The organism is Streptomyces sp. NPDC029159 (genome assembly GCF_055564055.1).
Genome location: NZ_JBVHWT010000023.1, coordinates 40,553 through 57,414, shown reverse-complemented (window position 1 = coordinate 57,414; position 16,862 = coordinate 40,553). Strand labels below are relative to the sequence as shown.

At 74.9% G+C, this 16,862-nt stretch carries 16 protein-coding genes; 9 read left to right on the top strand and 7 right to left on the bottom strand.

What is annotated here, in order from left to right; all coding sequences use genetic code 11:
- Window positions 1-136 precede the first annotated feature (136 nt).
- Together ACZ4U4_RS29920 and ACZ4U4_RS29915 are read left to right on the top strand one after the other, a co-directional pair.
- Entirely contained in the window at window positions 137-1,342 is a 1,206-nt protein-coding gene (locus ACZ4U4_RS29920; RefSeq protein ID WP_467880757.1) for a glycine C-acetyltransferase, read from the top strand.
- Between the two features lie 22 nt (window positions 1,343-1,364).
- Entirely contained in the window at window positions 1,365-2,294 is a 930-nt protein-coding gene (locus ACZ4U4_RS29915; protein ID WP_467880754.1) for a LysR substrate-binding domain-containing protein, read from the top strand.
- A gap of 21 nt (window positions 2,295-2,315) precedes the next feature.
- On the opposite strand, the gene ACZ4U4_RS29910 is transcribed toward ACZ4U4_RS29915, so the two are convergent.
- Window positions 2,316-3,245 carry a 2-hydroxyacid dehydrogenase gene (locus ACZ4U4_RS29910; protein WP_467880752.1) on the bottom strand — a complete coding sequence of 310 codons (930 nt, stop codon included), beginning with the start codon at window positions 3,243-3,245 and terminating at the stop codon, window positions 2,316-2,318.
- Between the two features lie 144 nt (window positions 3,246-3,389).
- Here ACZ4U4_RS29910 and ACZ4U4_RS29905 point away from each other — a divergent pair, with 144 nt between their 5' ends.
- The 5 genes from ACZ4U4_RS29905 (at window position 3,390) to ACZ4U4_RS29885 (ending at window position 7,727) form a co-directional block, all read left to right on the top strand.
- Complete coding sequence (locus ACZ4U4_RS29905) at window positions 3,390-4,721, top strand: MFS transporter (protein WP_467880749.1); 1,332 nt, start codon at window positions 3,390-3,392, stop codon at window positions 4,719-4,721.
- A 47-nt stretch (window positions 4,722-4,768) separates the two neighbouring features.
- Window positions 4,769-5,527, top strand: coding sequence for an IclR family transcriptional regulator (locus ACZ4U4_RS29900; protein ID WP_467880746.1), 759 nt, complete (start codon window positions 4,769-4,771; stop codon window positions 5,525-5,527).
- 170 nt (window positions 5,528-5,697) lie between these two features.
- A complete protein-coding gene (locus tag ACZ4U4_RS29895) occupies window positions 5,698-6,510 on the top strand; it encodes a carbon-nitrogen hydrolase family protein (RefSeq protein WP_467880743.1) in 813 nt (270 codons plus the stop codon).
- Between the two features lie 150 nt (window positions 6,511-6,660).
- Complete coding sequence (locus ACZ4U4_RS29890; protein WP_467880740.1) at window positions 6,661-7,071, top strand: VOC family protein; 411 nt, start codon at window positions 6,661-6,663, stop codon at window positions 7,069-7,071.
- Window positions 7,072-7,133: 62 nt separating this feature from the next.
- A complete protein-coding gene (locus ACZ4U4_RS29885) occupies window positions 7,134-7,727 on the top strand; it encodes a DinB family protein (protein ID WP_467880737.1) in 594 nt (197 codons plus the stop codon).
- An 86-nt stretch (window positions 7,728-7,813) separates the two neighbouring features.
- Here ACZ4U4_RS29885 and ACZ4U4_RS29880 read toward each other — a convergent pair whose 3' ends face one another.
- From ACZ4U4_RS29880 to ACZ4U4_RS29870, 3 genes are read right to left on the bottom strand one after another with little or no spacing between them, the layout of a single operon-like run.
- Window positions 7,814-9,961, bottom strand: a complete 2,148-nt coding sequence (locus ACZ4U4_RS29880; RefSeq protein ID WP_467880734.1) for a xanthine dehydrogenase family protein molybdopterin-binding subunit — start codon at window positions 9,959-9,961, stop codon at window positions 7,814-7,816.
- A complete protein-coding gene (locus tag ACZ4U4_RS29875; protein ID WP_467880731.1) occupies window positions 9,958-10,950 on the bottom strand; it encodes an FAD binding domain-containing protein in 993 nt (330 codons plus the stop codon). Before ACZ4U4_RS29875 ends, ACZ4U4_RS29880 begins: the two co-directional genes overlap by 4 nt.
- Window positions 10,947-11,540, bottom strand: a complete 594-nt coding sequence (locus tag ACZ4U4_RS29870; protein ID WP_467880728.1) for a 2Fe-2S iron-sulfur cluster-binding protein — start codon at window positions 11,538-11,540, stop codon at window positions 10,947-10,949. The genes ACZ4U4_RS29875 and ACZ4U4_RS29870 overlap by 4 nt, the downstream gene beginning before the upstream one ends.
- Window positions 11,541-11,867: 327 nt before the next feature.
- On the opposite strand from ACZ4U4_RS29870, the gene ACZ4U4_RS29865 reads away from it, so the two are divergent.
- Window positions 11,868-12,443, top strand: a complete 576-nt coding sequence (locus tag ACZ4U4_RS29865; protein WP_467880725.1) for a TetR/AcrR family transcriptional regulator — start codon at window positions 11,868-11,870, stop codon at window positions 12,441-12,443.
- Window positions 12,444-12,449: 6 nt separating this feature from the next.
- On the opposite strand, the gene ACZ4U4_RS29860 is transcribed toward ACZ4U4_RS29865, so the two are convergent.
- The gene (locus ACZ4U4_RS29860; protein ID WP_467880722.1) at window positions 12,450-13,196 is read right to left on the bottom strand and encodes an AraC family transcriptional regulator; all 747 of its coding nucleotides are present in this window, start codon (window positions 13,194-13,196) and stop codon (window positions 12,450-12,452) included.
- Window positions 13,197-13,346: 150 nt separating this feature from the next.
- Here ACZ4U4_RS29860 and ACZ4U4_RS29855 point away from each other — a divergent pair, with 150 nt between their 5' ends.
- Window positions 13,347-14,486 carry an MFS transporter gene (locus ACZ4U4_RS29855; protein ID WP_467880770.1) on the top strand — a complete coding sequence of 380 codons (1,140 nt, stop codon included), beginning with the start codon at window positions 13,347-13,349 and terminating at the stop codon, window positions 14,484-14,486.
- 65 nt (window positions 14,487-14,551) lie between these two features.
- Here the strand turns inward: ACZ4U4_RS29855 and ACZ4U4_RS29850 are convergent, their stop codons facing one another.
- The gene (locus tag ACZ4U4_RS29850; RefSeq protein ID WP_467880719.1) at window positions 14,552-15,292 is read right to left on the bottom strand and encodes a class I SAM-dependent DNA methyltransferase; all 741 of its coding nucleotides are present in this window, start codon (window positions 15,290-15,292) and stop codon (window positions 14,552-14,554) included.
- 84 nt (window positions 15,293-15,376) lie between these two features.
- Window positions 15,377-16,765: a GNAT family N-acetyltransferase gene (locus ACZ4U4_RS29845; RefSeq protein ID WP_467880716.1), complete on the bottom strand. Its 1,389-nt coding sequence runs from the start codon at window positions 16,763-16,765 to the stop codon at window positions 15,377-15,379.
- Window positions 16,766-16,862: the final 97 nt, after the last annotated feature.

The window sequence follows — 16,862 nt, the reverse complement described above, 5'->3', positions numbered from 1 at the left end:
CCCCCCCCCCCCCCCCCCCCCCCCCCCCCCCCCCCCCCCCCCCCCCCCCCCCCCCCCCCCCCCCCCCCCCCCCCCCCCCCCCCCCCCGCCCCACCGTCCCCTCCGTGACCCGGTACCCGACCCCGAAGGACAGGACATGTTCGACTCCGTACGCGACGACCTGCGCGCCGACCTCGACGAGATCCGCAGCGCCGGACTGCACAAGCCCGAGCGCGTCATCTCCACCCCGCAGTCCGCGAGCGTGCAGGTCACCGCAGGAGGCCGCCCCGGCGAGGTGCTCAACTTCTGCGCCAACAACTACCTCGGCCTCGCCGACCACCCCGAGGTGATCGCCGCCGGTCACGCCGCCCTCGACCGCTGGGGCTACGGCATGGCCTCCGTCCGCTTCATCTGCGGCACGCAGGAGGTCCACAAGGAGCTGGAGGCGCGCCTTTCGGCCTTCCTCGGCCAGGAGGACACGATCCTCTACTCGTCCTGCTTCGACGCCAACGGCGGTGTCTTCGAGACCCTCCTCGGCCCGGAGGACGCGGTCATCTCCGACGCCCTCAACCACGCCTCCATCATCGACGGCATCCGCCTGTCGAAGGCCCGCCGCTTCCGCTACGCCAACCGCGACCTCGCCGACCTGGAGACGCAGCTCAAGGACGCCGCGGGCGCCCGCCGCCGGCTCGTCGTCACCGACGGCGTCTTCTCCATGGACGGCCATGTCGCCCCGCTGCGGGAGATCTGTGACCTCGCCGAGCGCTACGACGCGATGGTGATGGTCGACGACTCGCACGCCGTCGGCTTCGTCGGCGCGGGCGGCCGCGGCACCCCGGAGCTGCACGGCGTGCTGGACCGCGTCGACATCCTCACCGGCACCCTCGGCAAGGCCCTCGGCGGCGCCTCCGGTGGCTATGTCGCCGCCCGCGCCGAGATCGTCGCCCTGCTGCGCCAGCGCTCCCGGCCCTACCTCTTCTCCAACAGCCTGGCGCCGGTCATCGCCGCCGCCTCCCTGAAGGTCCTCGACCTGCTGGAGTCCGCCGGTGACCTGCGCGAGAAGCTCGCCGCGAACACCGCGCTGTTCCGCTCGCGGATGATCGAGGAGGGCTTCGACCTGCTGCCGGGCGACCACCCGATCGCCCCGGTCATGATCGGCGACGCGGGCGAGGCGGCGCGGATGGCCGAACTCCTCCTGGAGCGCGGCGTCTACGTCATCGGCTTCTCGTACCCGGTGGTGCCGCACGGCGCCGCCCGGATCCGGGTCCAGCTCTCCGCCGCGCACTCGACCGAGGACGTGCATCGCGCCGTGGACGCGTTCGTCGAGGCCCGCGAGGCCCTGGGGGGCGCCTCGGAGGGGTGAACCGCCTGGCAGAATCGATGGCGTGATCGATGCACGACGGCTGCGCACCCTCCAGGCGGTGGCCGACCACCGCACGGTGACCGCGGCAGCCGCGGCGCTGCACCTGACGCCCTCCGCCGTCTCCCAGCAGATCGCGGCGCTGGAGCAGGAGACCGGCCACAAGGTCCTCGCCCGCGACCACCGCGGGGCGCGCCTCACCCCGGTCGGCGCGATTCTGCTGCGGCACGCCGGGGCGGTCCTCGCGGAGCTGGAGCGCGCCGAGGCGGAGGTCGCGGCGTACACCAGCGGTGCGGCGGGCGAGGTCACCGTCGCGGCGTTCGCCACCGGCATCGGTGTGGTGGTGGCCCCGGCCATCACCACACTGCGCGCCGCCGCACCCGGCATCGTCGTCCGGGTGCGGGACGCGGAGGGCGACGAGAGTCTGCCGATGGTGCTCGACGGGCGCGCCGATGTCGCCGTGGCCGTCGAGTACCGCGGCGCACCGAGCGCGGCGGACCGGCGGCTGGTGCGCATCCCGCTGTACGCCGAGCCGTTCGACGCGGTGCTGCCGCGCGACCACCGCCTCGCGCACGCCCCGGCGGTGCCGGTGGCGGCGCTCGCCGAAGACCCCTGGATCGGGCCGTACCCGGGCAACCCCTGCCATGACGTGATGGTCCTGGCCTGCGAATACGCCGGGTTCCGGCCCGAGTTGGCGCACTCGTCCGACGACTTCCGGGCCGTCGTCACGCTCGCCGGTGCGGGAGCCGGGGTGGCGCTGGTGCCGCGGTCGGCGCTGCGCGACACCGATCTCACCCAGGTCGCGGTGCGGCCCGTCGACGGGGTCGCGGCGACCCGCCGGGTCTTCGCCGCCGTCCGCCGCGGCGCCGAGGACCACCCGCTGTTCCGGCCGGTCCTCGACGCACTGAGCGCGGCGGCCACGGCGATTCCGCCGGGCGACCCGGTGGCCGCCTGACGGTCCCGGCGCCCGCGTCCGTCAGCCCTGCGTGGGCACCGGATTCAGCAGCTCCGCGCCCGCCGCCCACCGGCGGACCTGCTCCACGATCAGCCGTTCGGCGCGCGGCCGGAACGATGCAGCGCCGCCCCCGATGTGCGGGGTCAGCAGGACGCCGGGCGCATGGCGCAGCGGGTGGTCGCCGGGCAGCGGTTCGGGATCGGTGACGTCGAGGGCGGCGCGCAGCCGTCCGGCGGTGGTCTCCGCGAGCAGCGCCGCGGTGTCCAGGGTGCGGCCGCGCCCGACGTTGACGACGAGCGCGCCGTCGGGCAGCGCGGCCAGCTCCCGGGCGCCGAACAGCCCGGTGGTGGCGGGGGTTTCGGGCAGCGTGAGCACCGCGATGTCGATCTCCGGCAGCAGCTGCGGCAGCTCCTCGACGGCGTGCACCCCGTGCTCGGGTCGGGCCCGCCGGGCGACCCGGACGACCTCCGCCTCGCAGGCGAGCAGCCGCCGCTCCAGCGCCTCGCCGATCGACCCGTACCCGACGATCGCGACCCGGCTGTCCGCCAGCGAGCGGGTGAAGTGCGGCGCCCAGCGGCCCGCTCCCTGGTCGGCGACCCAGCGGGGGAGTTCGCGCTGCGCGGCGAGGATCAGCCCGAGGGCGTGCTCGGCGGTGGAGGCGTCGTGCAGCCCGCGGCCGTTGTGCAGCGCCACCCCCGCCGGCAGCAGCGGCTGGAGCTTCTCGACGCCCGCGCTCAGCGACTGCACGGCGCGCAGCCGCGGCAGCCGCTCCAGCAGCCGGTGCGCGTCGGCGACCGCGTACGGCATGACCCACAGGCCCACCGCGTCCAGCGCCTCGGCCGGCAGCTGCTCGATCGGGGTGTGGCCGTCCCACACATGGACGCGGGTGCCGTCGGGCCAGGGGCCGTGACGTTCGTCGAGCTGCGGCCAGGGGATCAGGACGTCGGTCATCGTGCGTCTCCTCGACGGCGGGAAGCAGGGAAACAGGGAAGCGAGCGAACAGGTTCCGGCCAACCATTGACCGGAACTGCTACCTACTCGTAAGTTCTTCCCGCCTAGTGAAACATTTTCCATCTCACGGAAAACGGGGGGTCAATGATGACAACGCCGTCACCGTCCCTGAAGCCCACGCCCTCGCTGTGGGCCTCCAGCCGCGCCCGGCACCTGATGCCCGTCGCCTTCCTCACGTACTCGCTCGCCTATCTGGACAAGTCGAACTACTCGCTCGCCTCGGCGGGCGGCATGGCCGACGAACTCCACCTCTCGGCGGGCCTCGACTCGCTGATCGCGGCCTCTTTCTTCCTCGGCTACTTCATCTTCCAGATCCCCGGCACCATCTACGCCGAGCAGCGCAGCGCCCGCCGCCTCATCGCCTGGTCGACGGTGCTGTGGGGCCTGCTCGCCGTCGTCCAGGGACTGCTGAGCGACCCGGCGCAGCTGATCGCGGTCCGCTTCGCGCTCGGCGTCGTCGAGGGCGCCGTCCTGCCGTCGATGGTGATGCTGCTGGGCCGCTGGTTCACCCACGCCGAACGCGGCCGCGCCAACACACTGCTGATCCTCGGCAACCCCGTCACCGTGATGTGGCTGTCCGCCCTCTCCGGCTGGCTGATCTCCGTCTCCGACTGGCGCGTGATGTTCATCGTCGAGGGCATCCCCTCGGTGATCTGGGGCCTGCTCTGCCTCCGCCTGATCAAGGACCGCCCCGACGACGCCGGTTGGCTCCCCGCCGCCGAACTCGCCGAACTGCGCGCCGACCCCTCCACCGCACCGGCCGCCACCCGCGACCTGGCCCGCTCCTACCGCGCGGTGCTGCGCTCGCGCCCCGTGCTGCTCATGTCCGCGCAGTACTTCTGCTGGTCGTTCGGCATGTACGGGTTCGTCTTCTGGCTGCCCTCGATCGTCAAGAGCGGCACCGGTGAGGGCATCGGCGCCACCGGACTGCTCACCGCCGTCCCGTACGCCTTCGCCGTCGTCGCGATGCTTGTCAACTCCCGCCTCTCGGACCGCAGCGGCCGCCGCCGCGCCGCCGTCTGGCCCTGGCTCGCCGCGGGCGGCGTCGCCCTCTTCGGCTCCTACCTGGCGGGCGACCGCTTCGTCCTCGCCTTCGCGCTGCTGGTGGTCGCCGGCGCCTGCCTCTACGCGCCCTACGGCCCGTTCTTCGCGCTGATCTCCTCGCTCGCCCCGGCCGGGATCTCCGGCGCGGCCGTCGCGATGGTCAACTCCTTCGGCGCCCTCGGCTCGTTCGCCGGGACCTACCTGGTCGGTTGGGTGCGCGGCACCGCGCTCGGCGACGCGGGCGCCTTCGCCATGATGGCCGCCGGCGCACTGCTCTCCGCCGGACTGACCCTCACGGTGCGCGAGTCCCGGCCCACCGCCGAGCCCTTGGGTACGGTGACCGGGCAGCCGGAGCCCGCCGAGGCCCGCTGAGATCGAGGAAGGGCCGGGCCACCGGCGCGGCACACGGGAGACGCACCATGACCACGACATCCGGCGACGACCAGCTCAGCCGGGGGCTGCGGCTGCTGTCCGTCCTCGCCGACCACCCCGGCGGCCTCGGGGTCAGCGCGGCGGCCCGGCTGGCGGGGCTTCCCGTCAGCAGCGCCCACCGCATCCTGGGCCGCCTGGTGGCCGAGCGGTTCGCCTCCTACGACGAACGCGCCCGCCGCTACGCCCCGGGCGTCCGCGTCCTGGAGCTCTCGCGCGGCTTCCACCGCTCACCGGCGGGCTACTCCGAGGCCGCCGCCCCCATGCGGACCCTCGCCGCCGCCACCGGACTGCCCGCCATCGCCGGCATCCTCCACGACGGCGACGTCCTGCTGGTCCTCGCAGTCCAGGGCACCCAGCACCTCCAGCTCCGCAGCGCCGAGGGCACCCGCAACGCCTGGCACGCCACCTCGCTCGGCAAGGCGCTGGTCTGCGGTCAGCCCGCGGCCACCGTCGACGCCCTCCTGGAGAAGGAGCTGCCCGCGGTGACCGACCGTACGGTGACCGAACCCGGGGCGGTACGCGAGGAGCTGGCGCGGGTGCGGGCCCGGGGCTGGGCGGAGGTCGACGAGGAGGGCGAGGTCGGCGTCCGTTCGATCGCCATGGCGGTCCCGGCCCGGTCGGGCGCACCGCGACTGGCGATCTCGCTGGGCGCGGTCACCGCGCTGACCTCGGCGGACGAGCTCCACAGCCATCTGCCGCGGCTGCGGGAGTGCGTCGAGGAGATCGCCGCGCACATGGGGTGGTGACGGGGCGGGCCGCCCGGTCGGCACCGCGCTCGGACCGGGCGGGTGCCGAACCGGGCGCCCCTTCCGGCCGGAACCCCGCTGCGGTCGGCCGCCCCGGCGAGGCACCATGCTCCTACGGGCACGCCCCGCGCCCCGGACGCGCCGCACCCGACCCGAGGAAACGGAGCCCCATGCGTATCGCCCTCTGCCAGCTGACGTCGACGGACGACCCCCGGCAGAACCTCGCCCTGCTCACCGAGCACGTCCGCCGCGCCGCCGACGACGGCGCCCGGCTGGCCGTCCTGCCCGAGGCGGCCATGTGCCGCTTCGGCGTACCGCTCGGCCCGGTCGCCGAACCGCTCGACGGCCCCTGGGCGGACGGCGTCCGCGCCGCCGCACAGGCCGCCGGAATCACCGTCGTCGCCGGCATGTTCACCCCCGCCCCCGGCGGCCGGGTCGCCAACACCCTGCTGGCCACCGGCCCCGGCATCGACACCTCCTACGACAAGATCCACCTCTACGACGCCTTCGGCTTCCGCGAGTCCGACACCGTCGCCGCCGGGGACCGGGTCGTCACCATCGACGTCGACGACGTCCGCGTCGGCCTCGCCACCTGCTACGACCTGCGGTTCCCCGAACTGTTCCGGGCCCATGCGGACGCCGGGGCCACCGTCAGCGTGCTCCCCGCCTCCTGGGGCGCCGGGCCCGGCAAGCGCGACCAGTGGGAACTCCTCGTCCGCGCCCGGGCGCTGGACGCCACCGTCTGGCTCGCCGCCGTCGGCCAGTCCGCCCCGGACCCGGCGGCCGACCCCGAGCAGCCCACCAAGGCGCCCACCGGCATCGGCCACAGCATGCTCGTCGCCCCCGACGGCACCGTCCGCGCCCGCCTCGGCGCGGCACCGGACACCGTCACCGCCGCCGTCGACGAGGCCGAGACCGCGCGCATCCGCCGCGCCGTCGCGGTCCTCGACAACCGCCGACTGCGCGACGGGGACGTGGGCTGACGGCTGCCGGGGCGGCGGAACGGGCGGTCCGCGCACTGCCCTTCAGGACGGAAACTGTCCTGAAGGGCAGGCACCCTCGACGTGTCCGGGCGCCGGGGACCGCCACCGTGCGGGGCTCCGCGCCACCGTGCCGCTCCGAAGGACCGCGCCATGCCCCAGACGACCTCCGCCACCACCGCCCCGGCGACCCCGACCGGTACCCTGCTGGGCTCCGGCATCTGGGCCCCCGACGGCGCGGCCCTCGCCGACTTCTACGCCGCGGCCCTGGGCTGGGAGAGCCGCCACACCTTCCACGACGAAGACGGCAACCCGGCCGCGCACCTGATCAGCGACGGCGTCCGGACCCTGGTGTTCTGCACCGCCCGCACCTTCCGCGCGCCCCGGTGGCCGCAGGACGAACTCCCCTTCCACCTCGACCTCGCCTTCGAGGACCCCGCCGCGGCCGAGGAACGGCTCCTCGCCCTCGGCGCCACCCGGCCCGGCCACCAGCCCGGCAAGGGCCGTTGGACCGTCCTCCTCGACCCCTCCGGCCAGCCGTTCTGCGTTTGCCGGGCCGCCTGAACGGCCCGGGTGGGCGGGAAGGCTCCGGGCCGTTGTCAGTGGCGGGTGGCATGCTTCCCGGCATGGACGCATCGAAGCCGAAAGCAGACCTCCTGCGCTCTCTGCAGGCCGCCCGCGACGCCCTGCTCTGGAAACTCGACGGGCTCGGCGAGTACGACCTCCGCCGCCCCCTGACGCCCACCGGCACCAATCTGCTGGGCCTGGTCAAACACCTCGCCAGTGTGGAACTGGGCTATTTCGGCGAGACGTTCGGCCGCCCGTCCGGCGAGCCGATGCCCTGGCTCGCGGACGGCGCCGATCCGAACGACGACATGTGGGCCACCGCCGACGAGACGCGCGAGCAGATCGTGGAGCTGTACCGACGGGCGTGGCGCCACTCCGACGCGACCATCGCGGCGCTCCCGCTGGACGCCACCGGCCAGGTGCCGTGGTGGCCGCAGGAGCGCCGCGAGGTGACGCTGCATCAGATATTGATCCATGTGATCGCCGAGGCCCACCGGCACGCCGGCCATGCGGACATCGTCCGCGAACTGATCGACGGCGCCGCCGGGATGCGCGTCGGCAACACCAACCTGCCGTCGGAAGAGGCCGCATGGTGGGAGGAGTACCGCACCCACCTGGAGAGCGTGGCCCGGGAGGCCGCCGGGCGGGAGTGAGCCGGTGCCGGAGCCGGGCACACCGGCCCGGGCACCGCGTCGGGCCCGGGCGTCACCACCCGGACCCGACACCCGGCCCGCCCGGCTCAGGCGCCCGCGGCCTCCGGCCGTTCCACCGACCCCGCCGTCAGCACCCGGTCCGGGCGGATCGGCAGGTCCCGGTGGCGTACGCCCGTGGCGTGCCAGACCGCGTTGGCGACGGCCGCCGCCGCGCCCACGATGCCGATCTCCCCGATGCCCTTGATACCGACCGGGTCGTCCTCGTCCACGTCGTCGACCCAACCGGCGTCCAGCTGCGGGATGTCGGCGTGCGCCGCGATGTGGTAGCCGGCCAGGTCCGCGCCGACGTGCCCGCCGGTCGCCCCGTCCCGTACCGCCTCCTCGTGCAGCGCCATCGACAGGCCCCAGATCATCCCGCCGAGGAACTGACTGCGCGCCGTCAGCGGATTGACGATCTTCCCGGCGGCGAACATCCCCAGCATCCGCCGCACCCGCACCTCGCCGGTGGTGACATCGACCGCCACCTCGGCGAACTGCGCCCCGAAGGAGTGCCGCTCCTTCTGCGACAGCGCGCCGATCGACGCGCCGGTGTCCGCCCGGGCGGTCAGGCCCTGCGGCGGGACGGTGCCGCCCAGCGCCAGCTTCTCGCGCAGCGCCTGCGCCGCCTCGATGACCGCCCACGCCCAGGAACGGGTCCCCATCGAACCGCCGGCCACCATCGCCGGGCCGAAGTCGCTGTCCGCGATCCGGATGTGGATCCGCTCCGGCGCCACCTCCAGCGCGTCCGCCGCGACCAGGGCCAGCGCGGTGCGCGCCCCCGTCCCGACGTCCGCCGCGGTGACCCGGACCGTGAACGTCCCGTCCGCCTCCGCCGTCACCGCCGCGGTCGACGGCGCGACACCCGACGGGAACCGCGCCGCGGCCGTCCCGGTGCCCAGCAGCCACCGCCCCTCGCGGCGCACCCCCGGGCGGGGGTCGCGCTCCGCCCAGCCGAACCGCCGGGCGCCCTCCTCGAAGCAGGCCAGCAGATTCCGGCTGCTGAACGGCAGCCCGGAGACCACCCCCACCGCGGGCTCGTTGCGCGCACGCAAGGCGATCGGGTCGATGCCGCACTTCTCGGCCAGCTCGTCGACCGCGCACTCCAGGGCGAACGACCCCGGTGCCTCGCCCGGCGCCCGCATGAAGCTGGGCGTCGGCACGTCCAGCGGCACCACGTGGTTCTGCGAGCGGTAGGCGTCCGGCCCGTACATCACCCGGCCGAAGTCCGCGCTGCGCTCGATGAACTCCCGGAACGACGAGGTGGTGCAGTACGCCTGGTGGTCCAGGGCCCGCAGCCGCCCGTCGGCGTCCGCGCCCAGCCGGACCCGCTGCACCGTCGGGCTGCGGTACCCCACCAGCGAGAAGAGCTGGCGGCGCGTCAGCACCACCCGTACCGGCCGCTGCAGCACCGTCGCGGCCATCGCGGCGAGCACCACGTGCGGCCGCGTCGCCTTCGCGCCGAACGCGCCGCCGACATGCTCCGACCGCACCCGCACCGACTCCGGATCCAGCGAGAACAGCTTCGCCAGCTCCTCCGCGACGAAGGCGCTGCCCTGGTTGGAGTCGACGACCTCCAGCCGCCCGCCGTCCCAGCGCGCCATCGCCGCATGGGGCTCCATCGGATGGTGGTGCTCCTCCGGCGTGGTGTACCGCGCGTCCACGACGACGTCGGACGCGTCGAGCGCCTTCTCGGTCTCCGCCGTGCCGCCGGTCTCCGCGTCGGTGCCGTACCCGGCCGGATGCGTCTCGGAGAACGCCACGTCGTGCGGCTCGGTCGCATACCGCACCACCAGCGCGTCCGCGGCCTCGCGCGCCTGCTCCGGCGTCTCGGCGAGGACCAGCGCCACCGGCCATCCGACGTGCGGCACCCGATCCTGCTGGAAGACCTGGAGCAGCGGGTCGGCCTTCCCGAGCATGCCGCTGTAATCACCGTTCAACCGCGGCGCGTTGCCGTGGTGCAGCACGTCGAGGACGCCGGGCATCGCCAGCACCGCGTCCGTCTCCACCGCCGTGATCCGCCCGCGCGCGACGGCCGAGACCACCAGCTGTCCGTGGGCCAGTTCGGCGAACGGCACCTCCCCGGCGTACCGCGCCGCGCCGGTGACCTTCGCCCGGCCCTCCAGCCGGGTGTGCGCGGTGCCCACCGCACCGCCTGCCGCGCGGTTGCCCGCCGTGGTGCCCGTCGCGACCGTCATCGGCCCGCCTCCTCGGTCAGCTCGCCGAGGACGGCCACGACGAGGTTGCGCATCAACGTCAGCTTGTATCCGTTGCCGGGCAGCGCCCGCGCCGCGGCCAGTTCCGCGTCCGCCGCGGCGGCGAACGCCTCCGCACCGGCCGCCTCGCCGCGCAGCGCCTCCTCGGCCTGCCGCGCCCGCCACGGCCGGGAGGCGACCGCGCCGAACGCCAGCCGCACGTCGTGCACCACCCCGTCCCGGACGTCGAGCGCCGCCGCCAGCGAACCGATCGCAAAGGCGTACGAGGCGCGTTCGCGCACCTTGCGGTAGCGCGAGTGCGCCGCCACCGGCGCGGCCGGCAGCGTCAGACCGGTGATCAGCGCGCCGTCCGGCAGCGCCGTCTCCCGGTGCGGCGCATCGCCCACCGGCGGGTACAGCGCGTCCAGCGCCAGCGTGCCCGGACCGTCCGCCGTCTCGTACTCCACCACCGCGTCGAAGGCGGCCAGCGCCACGCCCATGTCGGACGGGTGCACCGCCACACAGTGCTCCGAGGCGCCCAGGATCGCACCGTTGCGGTGCTCGCCCGCGACGGCCGGGCAACCGCTGCCGGGGGAGCGGCGGTTGCACGCCTGGGTGGTGTCGGTGAAGTAGCCGCAGCGGGTGCGCTGGAGGAGGTTGCCGCCGACCGTCGCCATGTTGCGCAGCTGCCCGGACGCCCCGGCCAGCACCGCCTGCGCCAGCGCCGGATACCGCCGCCGCACCTCGGGGTGGGCGGCCAGCTCGCTGTTGGTGACGGTCGCGCCGATCCGCAGCCCGCCGTCCCCGTCCTCCTCGATCCGGTCGAGCGGCAACTCCCGTACGTCGACGAGGAGCTGCGGCCGCTCCACCCCGGCCTTCATCAGGTCGACGAGGTTGGTGCCGCCGCCCAGCGCCCGCGCCCGGGGGCCGGAGCCCAGCAGCGCCACCGCGCCGGCCACATCGGCCGCCCGCTCGTAGGTGAACTCCTTCATGCCGTCACCTCCGTACCGTGGACACCCGCGCCCGCGTCGCCCGCGGCCCGCGCCACCGCCTCGACGATCGAGGCGTACGCGCCGCAGCGGCAGAGGTTGCCGCTCATCCGCTCGCGGATCTCGTCCGCGTCCAGCGCCGCCGGGGCGGCCTCCGGGCTGACGTCGGAGGTGACCGCGCTGGGCCAGCCCGCCGCGTGCTCCTCGATCACCCCGAGCGCCGAACAGATCTGTCCCGGTGTGCAGTAGCCGCACTGATAGCCGTCGAGGTCGAGGAACGCCTGCTGGACGGGGTGGAGTTGGTCGCCGTCGGCCACCCCCTCGATGGTGGTGACCTCCCGGCCCTGGGTGGCCACCGCGAACTGCAGACACGCCAGCGACCGCCGCCCGTCCACCAGCACCGTGCAGGCACCGCACTGACCGTGGTCGCAGCCCTTCTTGGTGCCCGTCAGATCGAGCCGCTCGCGCAGCGCGTCGAGCAGCGTGGTGCGGTGGTCGACGGGGAGGGTGTACGTCTCCCCGTTGACGCGCAGGGAGATGTCGCTGGACGTGGGGGACGGCGTCGACGACTCCGAGGGCGTCGATGGGGGCATGAGTCAGCCTTCTTTCACGTGAGGTGAGGCGCGGCCGCGACCGGCCCCGGAGGCCCGGAGCACGGCGTGGTCGACCGGAAGTCAAGCTCTCCCGCCCGCCGCTACGGTGGCCCACGGAGAATGCGCACCGCAGGTACGGGCATCGGCGTGGGCGAAAAGGACGGGTACGGGGCGTCGGGTGGCGTAAAAGCCCTGTGCACCGGCGGATCTGCCCGTCCCCACCGCCCGCGTCAGCCGCTACGGTGGACCGGATCGGACAGTTGTCCACATCGGGGAAACCTAGCGGACGGCTGTGCGCACAGCAAGGGCCTTCCTGGAGGAGGACGGGTGCCCAACGAGCCGGAACCCGCACTGCGTTCGGACGCCCGGCGCAACCGCGCCCGCATCCTCGACGCCGCACTCACCGAACTCACCCGCGACGCCTGCACCCCGCTCAGCGCCATCGCCCGGCGCGCCGGCGTCGGCCAGGCCACCTTCTACCGCAACTTCCCCAGCCGGGAGTGCCTGGTCCTGGAGGTCTACCGCCACGAGGTCGGCCAGGTCGCCGCCCTCGCCGAGCACCTGCTGCGCACCCGCGCCCCCGATGCGGCGCTCCGCGAATGGATGGACCGCCTCGCCCGGCACGCCATGGCGAAGGCGGGGCTGGCCGAGGCGATCCGCAAGGCCAGCGCCCCCGGCAGCCTGGCCGCCGTCGGCCGCGCCCCGGTCACCGCCGCCGTCGCGCTCCTCCTCGACGCCAACACCCGCGCCGGCACCATCCGCCCCGGCATCACCCCCGACGACTTCCTCCTCGCCATCGCCGGACTCTGGCAACTCGACCCGCACGGCGACTGGCAGACCCGCGCGGCCCGGCTGCTCGACCTCGTCATGGACGGCCTGCGGACCGGCGCACCCGGGCCCTGACCCGCATCAGGGCGGGCCGTGGTGGCTGCCCGGGGTGTGGCCGAACGCGCGGCGGAAGACATCGATGAACGCGCTGGCGGAGGACCAGCCGCAGCGGTGCGCCACCGCCGTCACCGCCGCGCCCTCGGCCAGCAGCCGCAGCGCGTGGTAGAGCCGCAGCTGCGTGCGCCACTGCGGGAATGTCATGCCCAGCTCCCGCCGGAAGAGGCGGCTCAGCGTGCGGGCGCCGCTGCCGGTCGCGGCACCCAGCTCCGCCAGCGTCCGGGGATCCGCCGGATCGCGGTGCAGCAGGCCGCAGACCGCGACCAGCCGGGGATCGGTGGGCGTCGGGAGCCGGAACGGCTGCTGCGACGAGGCCCGCAACCGGTCGAGCAGCACGGCGCGCAGCCGCCGCCGCTCGGGACCGTCCGCACCGCTCTCCCGGGTGTACGCGAGGATCAGCTCCCGCAGCAGCGGATCGACCGCGAGGACCGTCGGGGTGTCCAGGCCCAGCGGGTTGACCGCGGCGGGCAGCCCGAGCAGATGCAGGGCGAGACGGCCGTGGGCGCGGTGGGCGTGGACGCAGCCGGCGGGTACCCACAGCGCGCGGTTGCCGGGCGCGAACCACGTCCCGGCGTCGGTGGTGACGGCCACCAGACCGGAGCCGGCGTAGACGATCTGGTGGTCGTCGTGGCGGTGTGCGGCGATCCGCTCACCCGGGGCCAGCGTCCGCGCCCGGGTGGGCGCCTGCGGGGTGTGGCGGATCTGCGGCATACCTTGGCAATTTATCGGAAGCGCGCCGAGGCTGTGCCTGCGGACGATGGCCGGGTGACGACACGACGGACCACCCGGTCACCCCTCGGCCCGCCGGCACCCGCGGGCCCGGCCCGGACCGCGCCCCGCACCCCGCGTGCCCTCGGCCCGCTGCCGCTGCTCTCGCTCGGCCACGCCTGCGTCGACGTGTACCAGGGGGCGGTCGCCGCCCTGGTGCCGTTCTTCGTCGCCGAACGGCACTACACCTACGCCGCCGCCTCCGGGATCGTGCTGGCCGCCTCGCTGCTCTCCTCCGTCGTCCAGCCGCTGTTCGGCGCGGTCACCGACCGGCGGCCGCTGCCCTGGCTGCTGCCGGTCAGCGCCCTGCTGGCGGGCGCCGGGGTGGCCGCCGCCGGGCTCACCGGCGGGTACGCCCTCACCCTCGCCGCCGTCGCGGTCGGCGGCATCGGCGTCGCCGCGTACCATCCCGAGGCCGCCCGCGTGGCGCGTATCGCCAGCCGGGGGAGCCACACCGGCATGGGCTGGTTCTCGCTCGGCGGCAACCTCGGCTTCGCCGCCGCCCCGCTGCTGGTGGCCGCCGTCGTCGCCACCGGCGGACTGCGCGCCTCCCCGCTGCTGGCGGTGCCCGCACTCCTCGGCGCCGTGCTCTGCGCCGCCGCCCTGCGCGCCCTCGCCGCACCGGCACCCGCCTCCGGGCCCGCCCGCGCGGCCCGTCCCGCCGCCCGCGACGACTGGGCCTCCTTCGCCCGGCTGACCGGCGCCGTCGCCTGCCGCTCGATCGTCTTCGTCGGGCTCGGCGCCTTCCTCGCCCTCCACGTCCGCCAGCGCACCGGGGGAGGCCCCGCCGCCGGGGCCGCCGCGCTCTTCGTCCTCTACCTCGGCGGCGCCGTCGGCACCGTCGTGGGTGGCCGCCTCGCCACCCGCTTCGGCCGCCTCCCGGTTGTCCGCTGGTCTTCCGTACTGACCGTCCCGGCCGTCGCCGGCGTCGTCCTCGTCCCGGGACCCGCGCTGTACGTGTGCGTGGCGCTGACCTCGGCCGGGCTGTACGTGCCGTTCTCCCTGCACGTCACGCTCGGCCAGGACTATCTGCCGGGCCGGGTGGGCACCGCGGGCGGCGTGACGCTCGGGCTCGCCGTCAGCGTCGGCGGCCTCGCCACCCCGCTGATCGGCACCCTCGCCGACGCCACCTCCCTGCGGACCGCCCTGCTCCCCCTGATCGCCCTCCCCGCCCTCGGCGCACTCCTCCTGCGCCCCCTGAAGGAGCCCGCGGTACCCGACCCCGCCGCTTGAGCCGACCTCGGTCGTGCCGCCGTCCCCTGGCGATGACGGGTCGTACCGCCGGGTGGTGGCCGCGCTCAGACCGGCTTGCGCCATACGGAGATGTGCTTCGTGGAGTCCTGGGTGAACGGAGTCCCGTCCCAGTCCGCGACGCGGTCCTCCCGTTCGAGCCCGGCGAGCCGTGCCATCAGGTCGAGCTCCGCCGGCCAGACGAACCGGTGCCGGGAACTCCCGCGGCGGTAACGGCCGTCGTCGCCGTCACGGGTGAAATGGTGCGAGACGAGAACCTGCTCGGCCAGGTCGAAGGTGTCGAAGCCGAGATGCCGCTCGGAGACGTCGAACGCCACCGCCACCTGGCCGGGCGGCAGGAACCGCAGCGGCGGCACCTCCAGCTCGATGACGAATCGGCCGCCGGGCGCGAGATGGCGTGCGGCGTTGCGGAAGCACTCGACCTGCTCGTCCTGCGTGAGCAGGTTCGAGATGGTGTTGTAGACGAGATACACCAGCGTGAACGCGCCGGGGACGACGGTGGTGGCCATGTCCCCGATCACCACCGGGAGCGTGGCCTCGTCGGCCTTGCGCCGGAGTACTGCGGCCATGTGCGGGGACAGTTCGATGCCGACGACGGGCACGCCGCGTTCCCGGAGCGGGACGCCCACCCGGCCGGTGCCGATGGCGAACTCCAGCGCCCGGCCGTCCCCGGCGAGTCCGGTGAGGAAGTCGAGGGTCGGGCCGAGCACGGCGGCCGAGGACATCTCGCACTCCTCGGCGTCGTAGCGGTCGGCGGAAGCGCGGGTCCACAGCTCACTGCTCGTCATGGGCGGCCACCCTGCCGGGCACCGAGGGGCACTGTCGACGCATTTATCGCGCACCGGCGTGGCCTGCGCCGTTCCCCGGCCCCGTCAGCCGAGGCCCGGGGACTCGCCGGAGGCGGTCGCCGGGCGGGTGGTGCGCAGGGCCGGTTCGCCCTGCGGCCGGGTGGTGATCACCAAGGTGCCGTCCTCGATCTGGTAGTCGAGCGGCAGGCCCAGGCCCCGCATCGCCGCCACCATCCCGGTGTTGGACGCCCGGGTGATCGCGTAGACGCTCTCGCAGCCCGCCTCGTCGGCCATCGCCACCAGACGCCGCAGCAGGTCGGCGCCGATGCCGCGGCGCTGCCAGGCGTCCTCGACCAGGAGCGCCACCTCGGTCTCGTCGCCGTCCCAGAGCAGATGCCCGAGCGCCACCAGACGGCCGGACGCGGTCTCCACGGCGAGGGTGCGGCCGTGGTGCGGGCCGAGCAGATGCCGCAGATAGGCGTCGGCGTCGCCGACCGGGCCGTGGTAGCGGTGGGCCAGCGTCGCCGCCGAGCAGCGGCCGTGCATCGCCACCGCCGCCGCCAGATCGTCCGGACCGGCGCGGCGGACCGTCAGATCGTTGCCCTCGGGCAGCGTCAGCACCTCACGGCGGTGCGGTACCCGCTGACCCAGCCTGCGGTCCAGCTCGACGAGCGCATGCACCCGCGCGAACTCGGTGGGCGTGAACGGCAACTGCGGCCTCTCGACAATCAGGGAACCCCCGGAGGCGTCCCGGAACTTCATGAGGTGGTCCTCCAGTACGCCCTCGGCGGGCAGCGGTTCGGCGGGCCGTCCGCGCAGCGGACGCGCCGGCACCGAACGGATCGTGCACCGGCCCAGCAACTGCCGCAGTGCCAGCGGCAGTTCCGCGGAGTCCAGTGCCGTACGGGTGGCCAGGCCCAGCATCCGGGCCGGTGCGTCCACCAGATCGTGGGTGTCGGCCCGCTCCAGCCAGGTGCTCCGGCCGCCCGCACCGGCCACCGCACCGGTCAGCTCCTGCGGGGTCAGCGCCCCGGGGGCGCGCAGCAGGAACTCGTCGGCCGTTCCCGCCGACAGCGGATGGGTCTGCAGGCTGAGGATGTCGACACCGTGCGCGGCCAGCGCCGTGCACAGCGCGGCCAGGCTGCCCGGGGCGTCCTGGACGGTGGTGCGCATCCGCCACAGCGCCGGCTGCGCCGCGGGCACCGGGGCACCCGGGGCGCAGGCCGGCAGTGCGGCGCCGGTATCGGACGGCGGTGGCGCGGGATCCTGGCGGCGTGACCACCGGGCGCGCAGCCCGGCCACGGCAGGCCGGGCGGCGAGCCCGGCGGCGCAGAGCAGCGCCGCCGCCGGGCCGTGGGGCAGGGTACCGGCGGCGGTCGCCGTGGCCGCGACGGAGACCGCCGCGGTCAGGGCGACGGCGTCCCGGCGCCGGTGGCCCCGCCGGGTGGAGGTGTCGGAGGTGGTGTCGGTCATGGCGCCAGCCTCGCCGACCGGTGTTGCCTGGCCGCCAACGTCCTGTGTCCGACGGGTAAAAACCGGTAAGAGGCGCAAGAAGGGCAAGGTGGTCAAG

Bases quoted from the DNA above. Each gene is read 5' to 3' on its own strand.
- ACZ4U4_RS29890 (WP_467880740.1), top strand. From the start codon at position 6,661: ATGCCCCAGACGACCTCCGCCACCACCGCCCCGGCGACCCCGACCGGT.
- ACZ4U4_RS29880 (WP_467880734.1), bottom strand. From the start codon at position 9,961: ATGACGGTCGCGACGGGCACCACGGCGGGCAACCGCGCGGCAGGCGGT.
- ACZ4U4_RS29845 (WP_467880716.1), bottom strand. From the start codon at position 16,765: ATGACCGACACCACCTCCGACACCTCCACCCGGCGGGGCCACCGGCGC.
- ACZ4U4_RS29875 (WP_467880731.1), bottom strand. From the start codon at position 10,950: ATGAAGGAGTTCACCTACGAGCGGGCGGCCGATGTGGCCGGCGCGGTG.
- ACZ4U4_RS29860 (WP_467880722.1), bottom strand. From the start codon at position 13,196: ATGCCGCAGATCCGCCACACCCCGCAGGCGCCCACCCGGGCGCGGACG.
- ACZ4U4_RS29885 (WP_467880737.1), top strand. From the start codon at position 7,134: ATGGACGCATCGAAGCCGAAAGCAGACCTCCTGCGCTCTCTGCAGGCC.
- ACZ4U4_RS29870 (WP_467880728.1), bottom strand. From the start codon at position 11,540: ATGCCCCCATCGACGCCCTCGGAGTCGTCGACGCCGTCCCCCACGTCC.
- ACZ4U4_RS29910 (WP_467880752.1), bottom strand. From the start codon at position 3,245: ATGACCGACGTCCTGATCCCCTGGCCGCAGCTCGACGAACGTCACGGC.
- ACZ4U4_RS29895 (WP_467880743.1), top strand. From the start codon at position 5,698: ATGCGTATCGCCCTCTGCCAGCTGACGTCGACGGACGACCCCCGGCAG.
- ACZ4U4_RS29920 (WP_467880757.1), top strand. From the start codon at position 137: ATGTTCGACTCCGTACGCGACGACCTGCGCGCCGACCTCGACGAGATC.
- ACZ4U4_RS29850 (WP_467880719.1), bottom strand. From the start codon at position 15,292: ATGACGAGCAGTGAGCTGTGGACCCGCGCTTCCGCCGACCGCTACGAC.
- ACZ4U4_RS29900 (WP_467880746.1), top strand. From the start codon at position 4,769: ATGACCACGACATCCGGCGACGACCAGCTCAGCCGGGGGCTGCGGCTG.
- ACZ4U4_RS29905 (WP_467880749.1), top strand. From the start codon at position 3,390: ATGATGACAACGCCGTCACCGTCCCTGAAGCCCACGCCCTCGCTGTGG.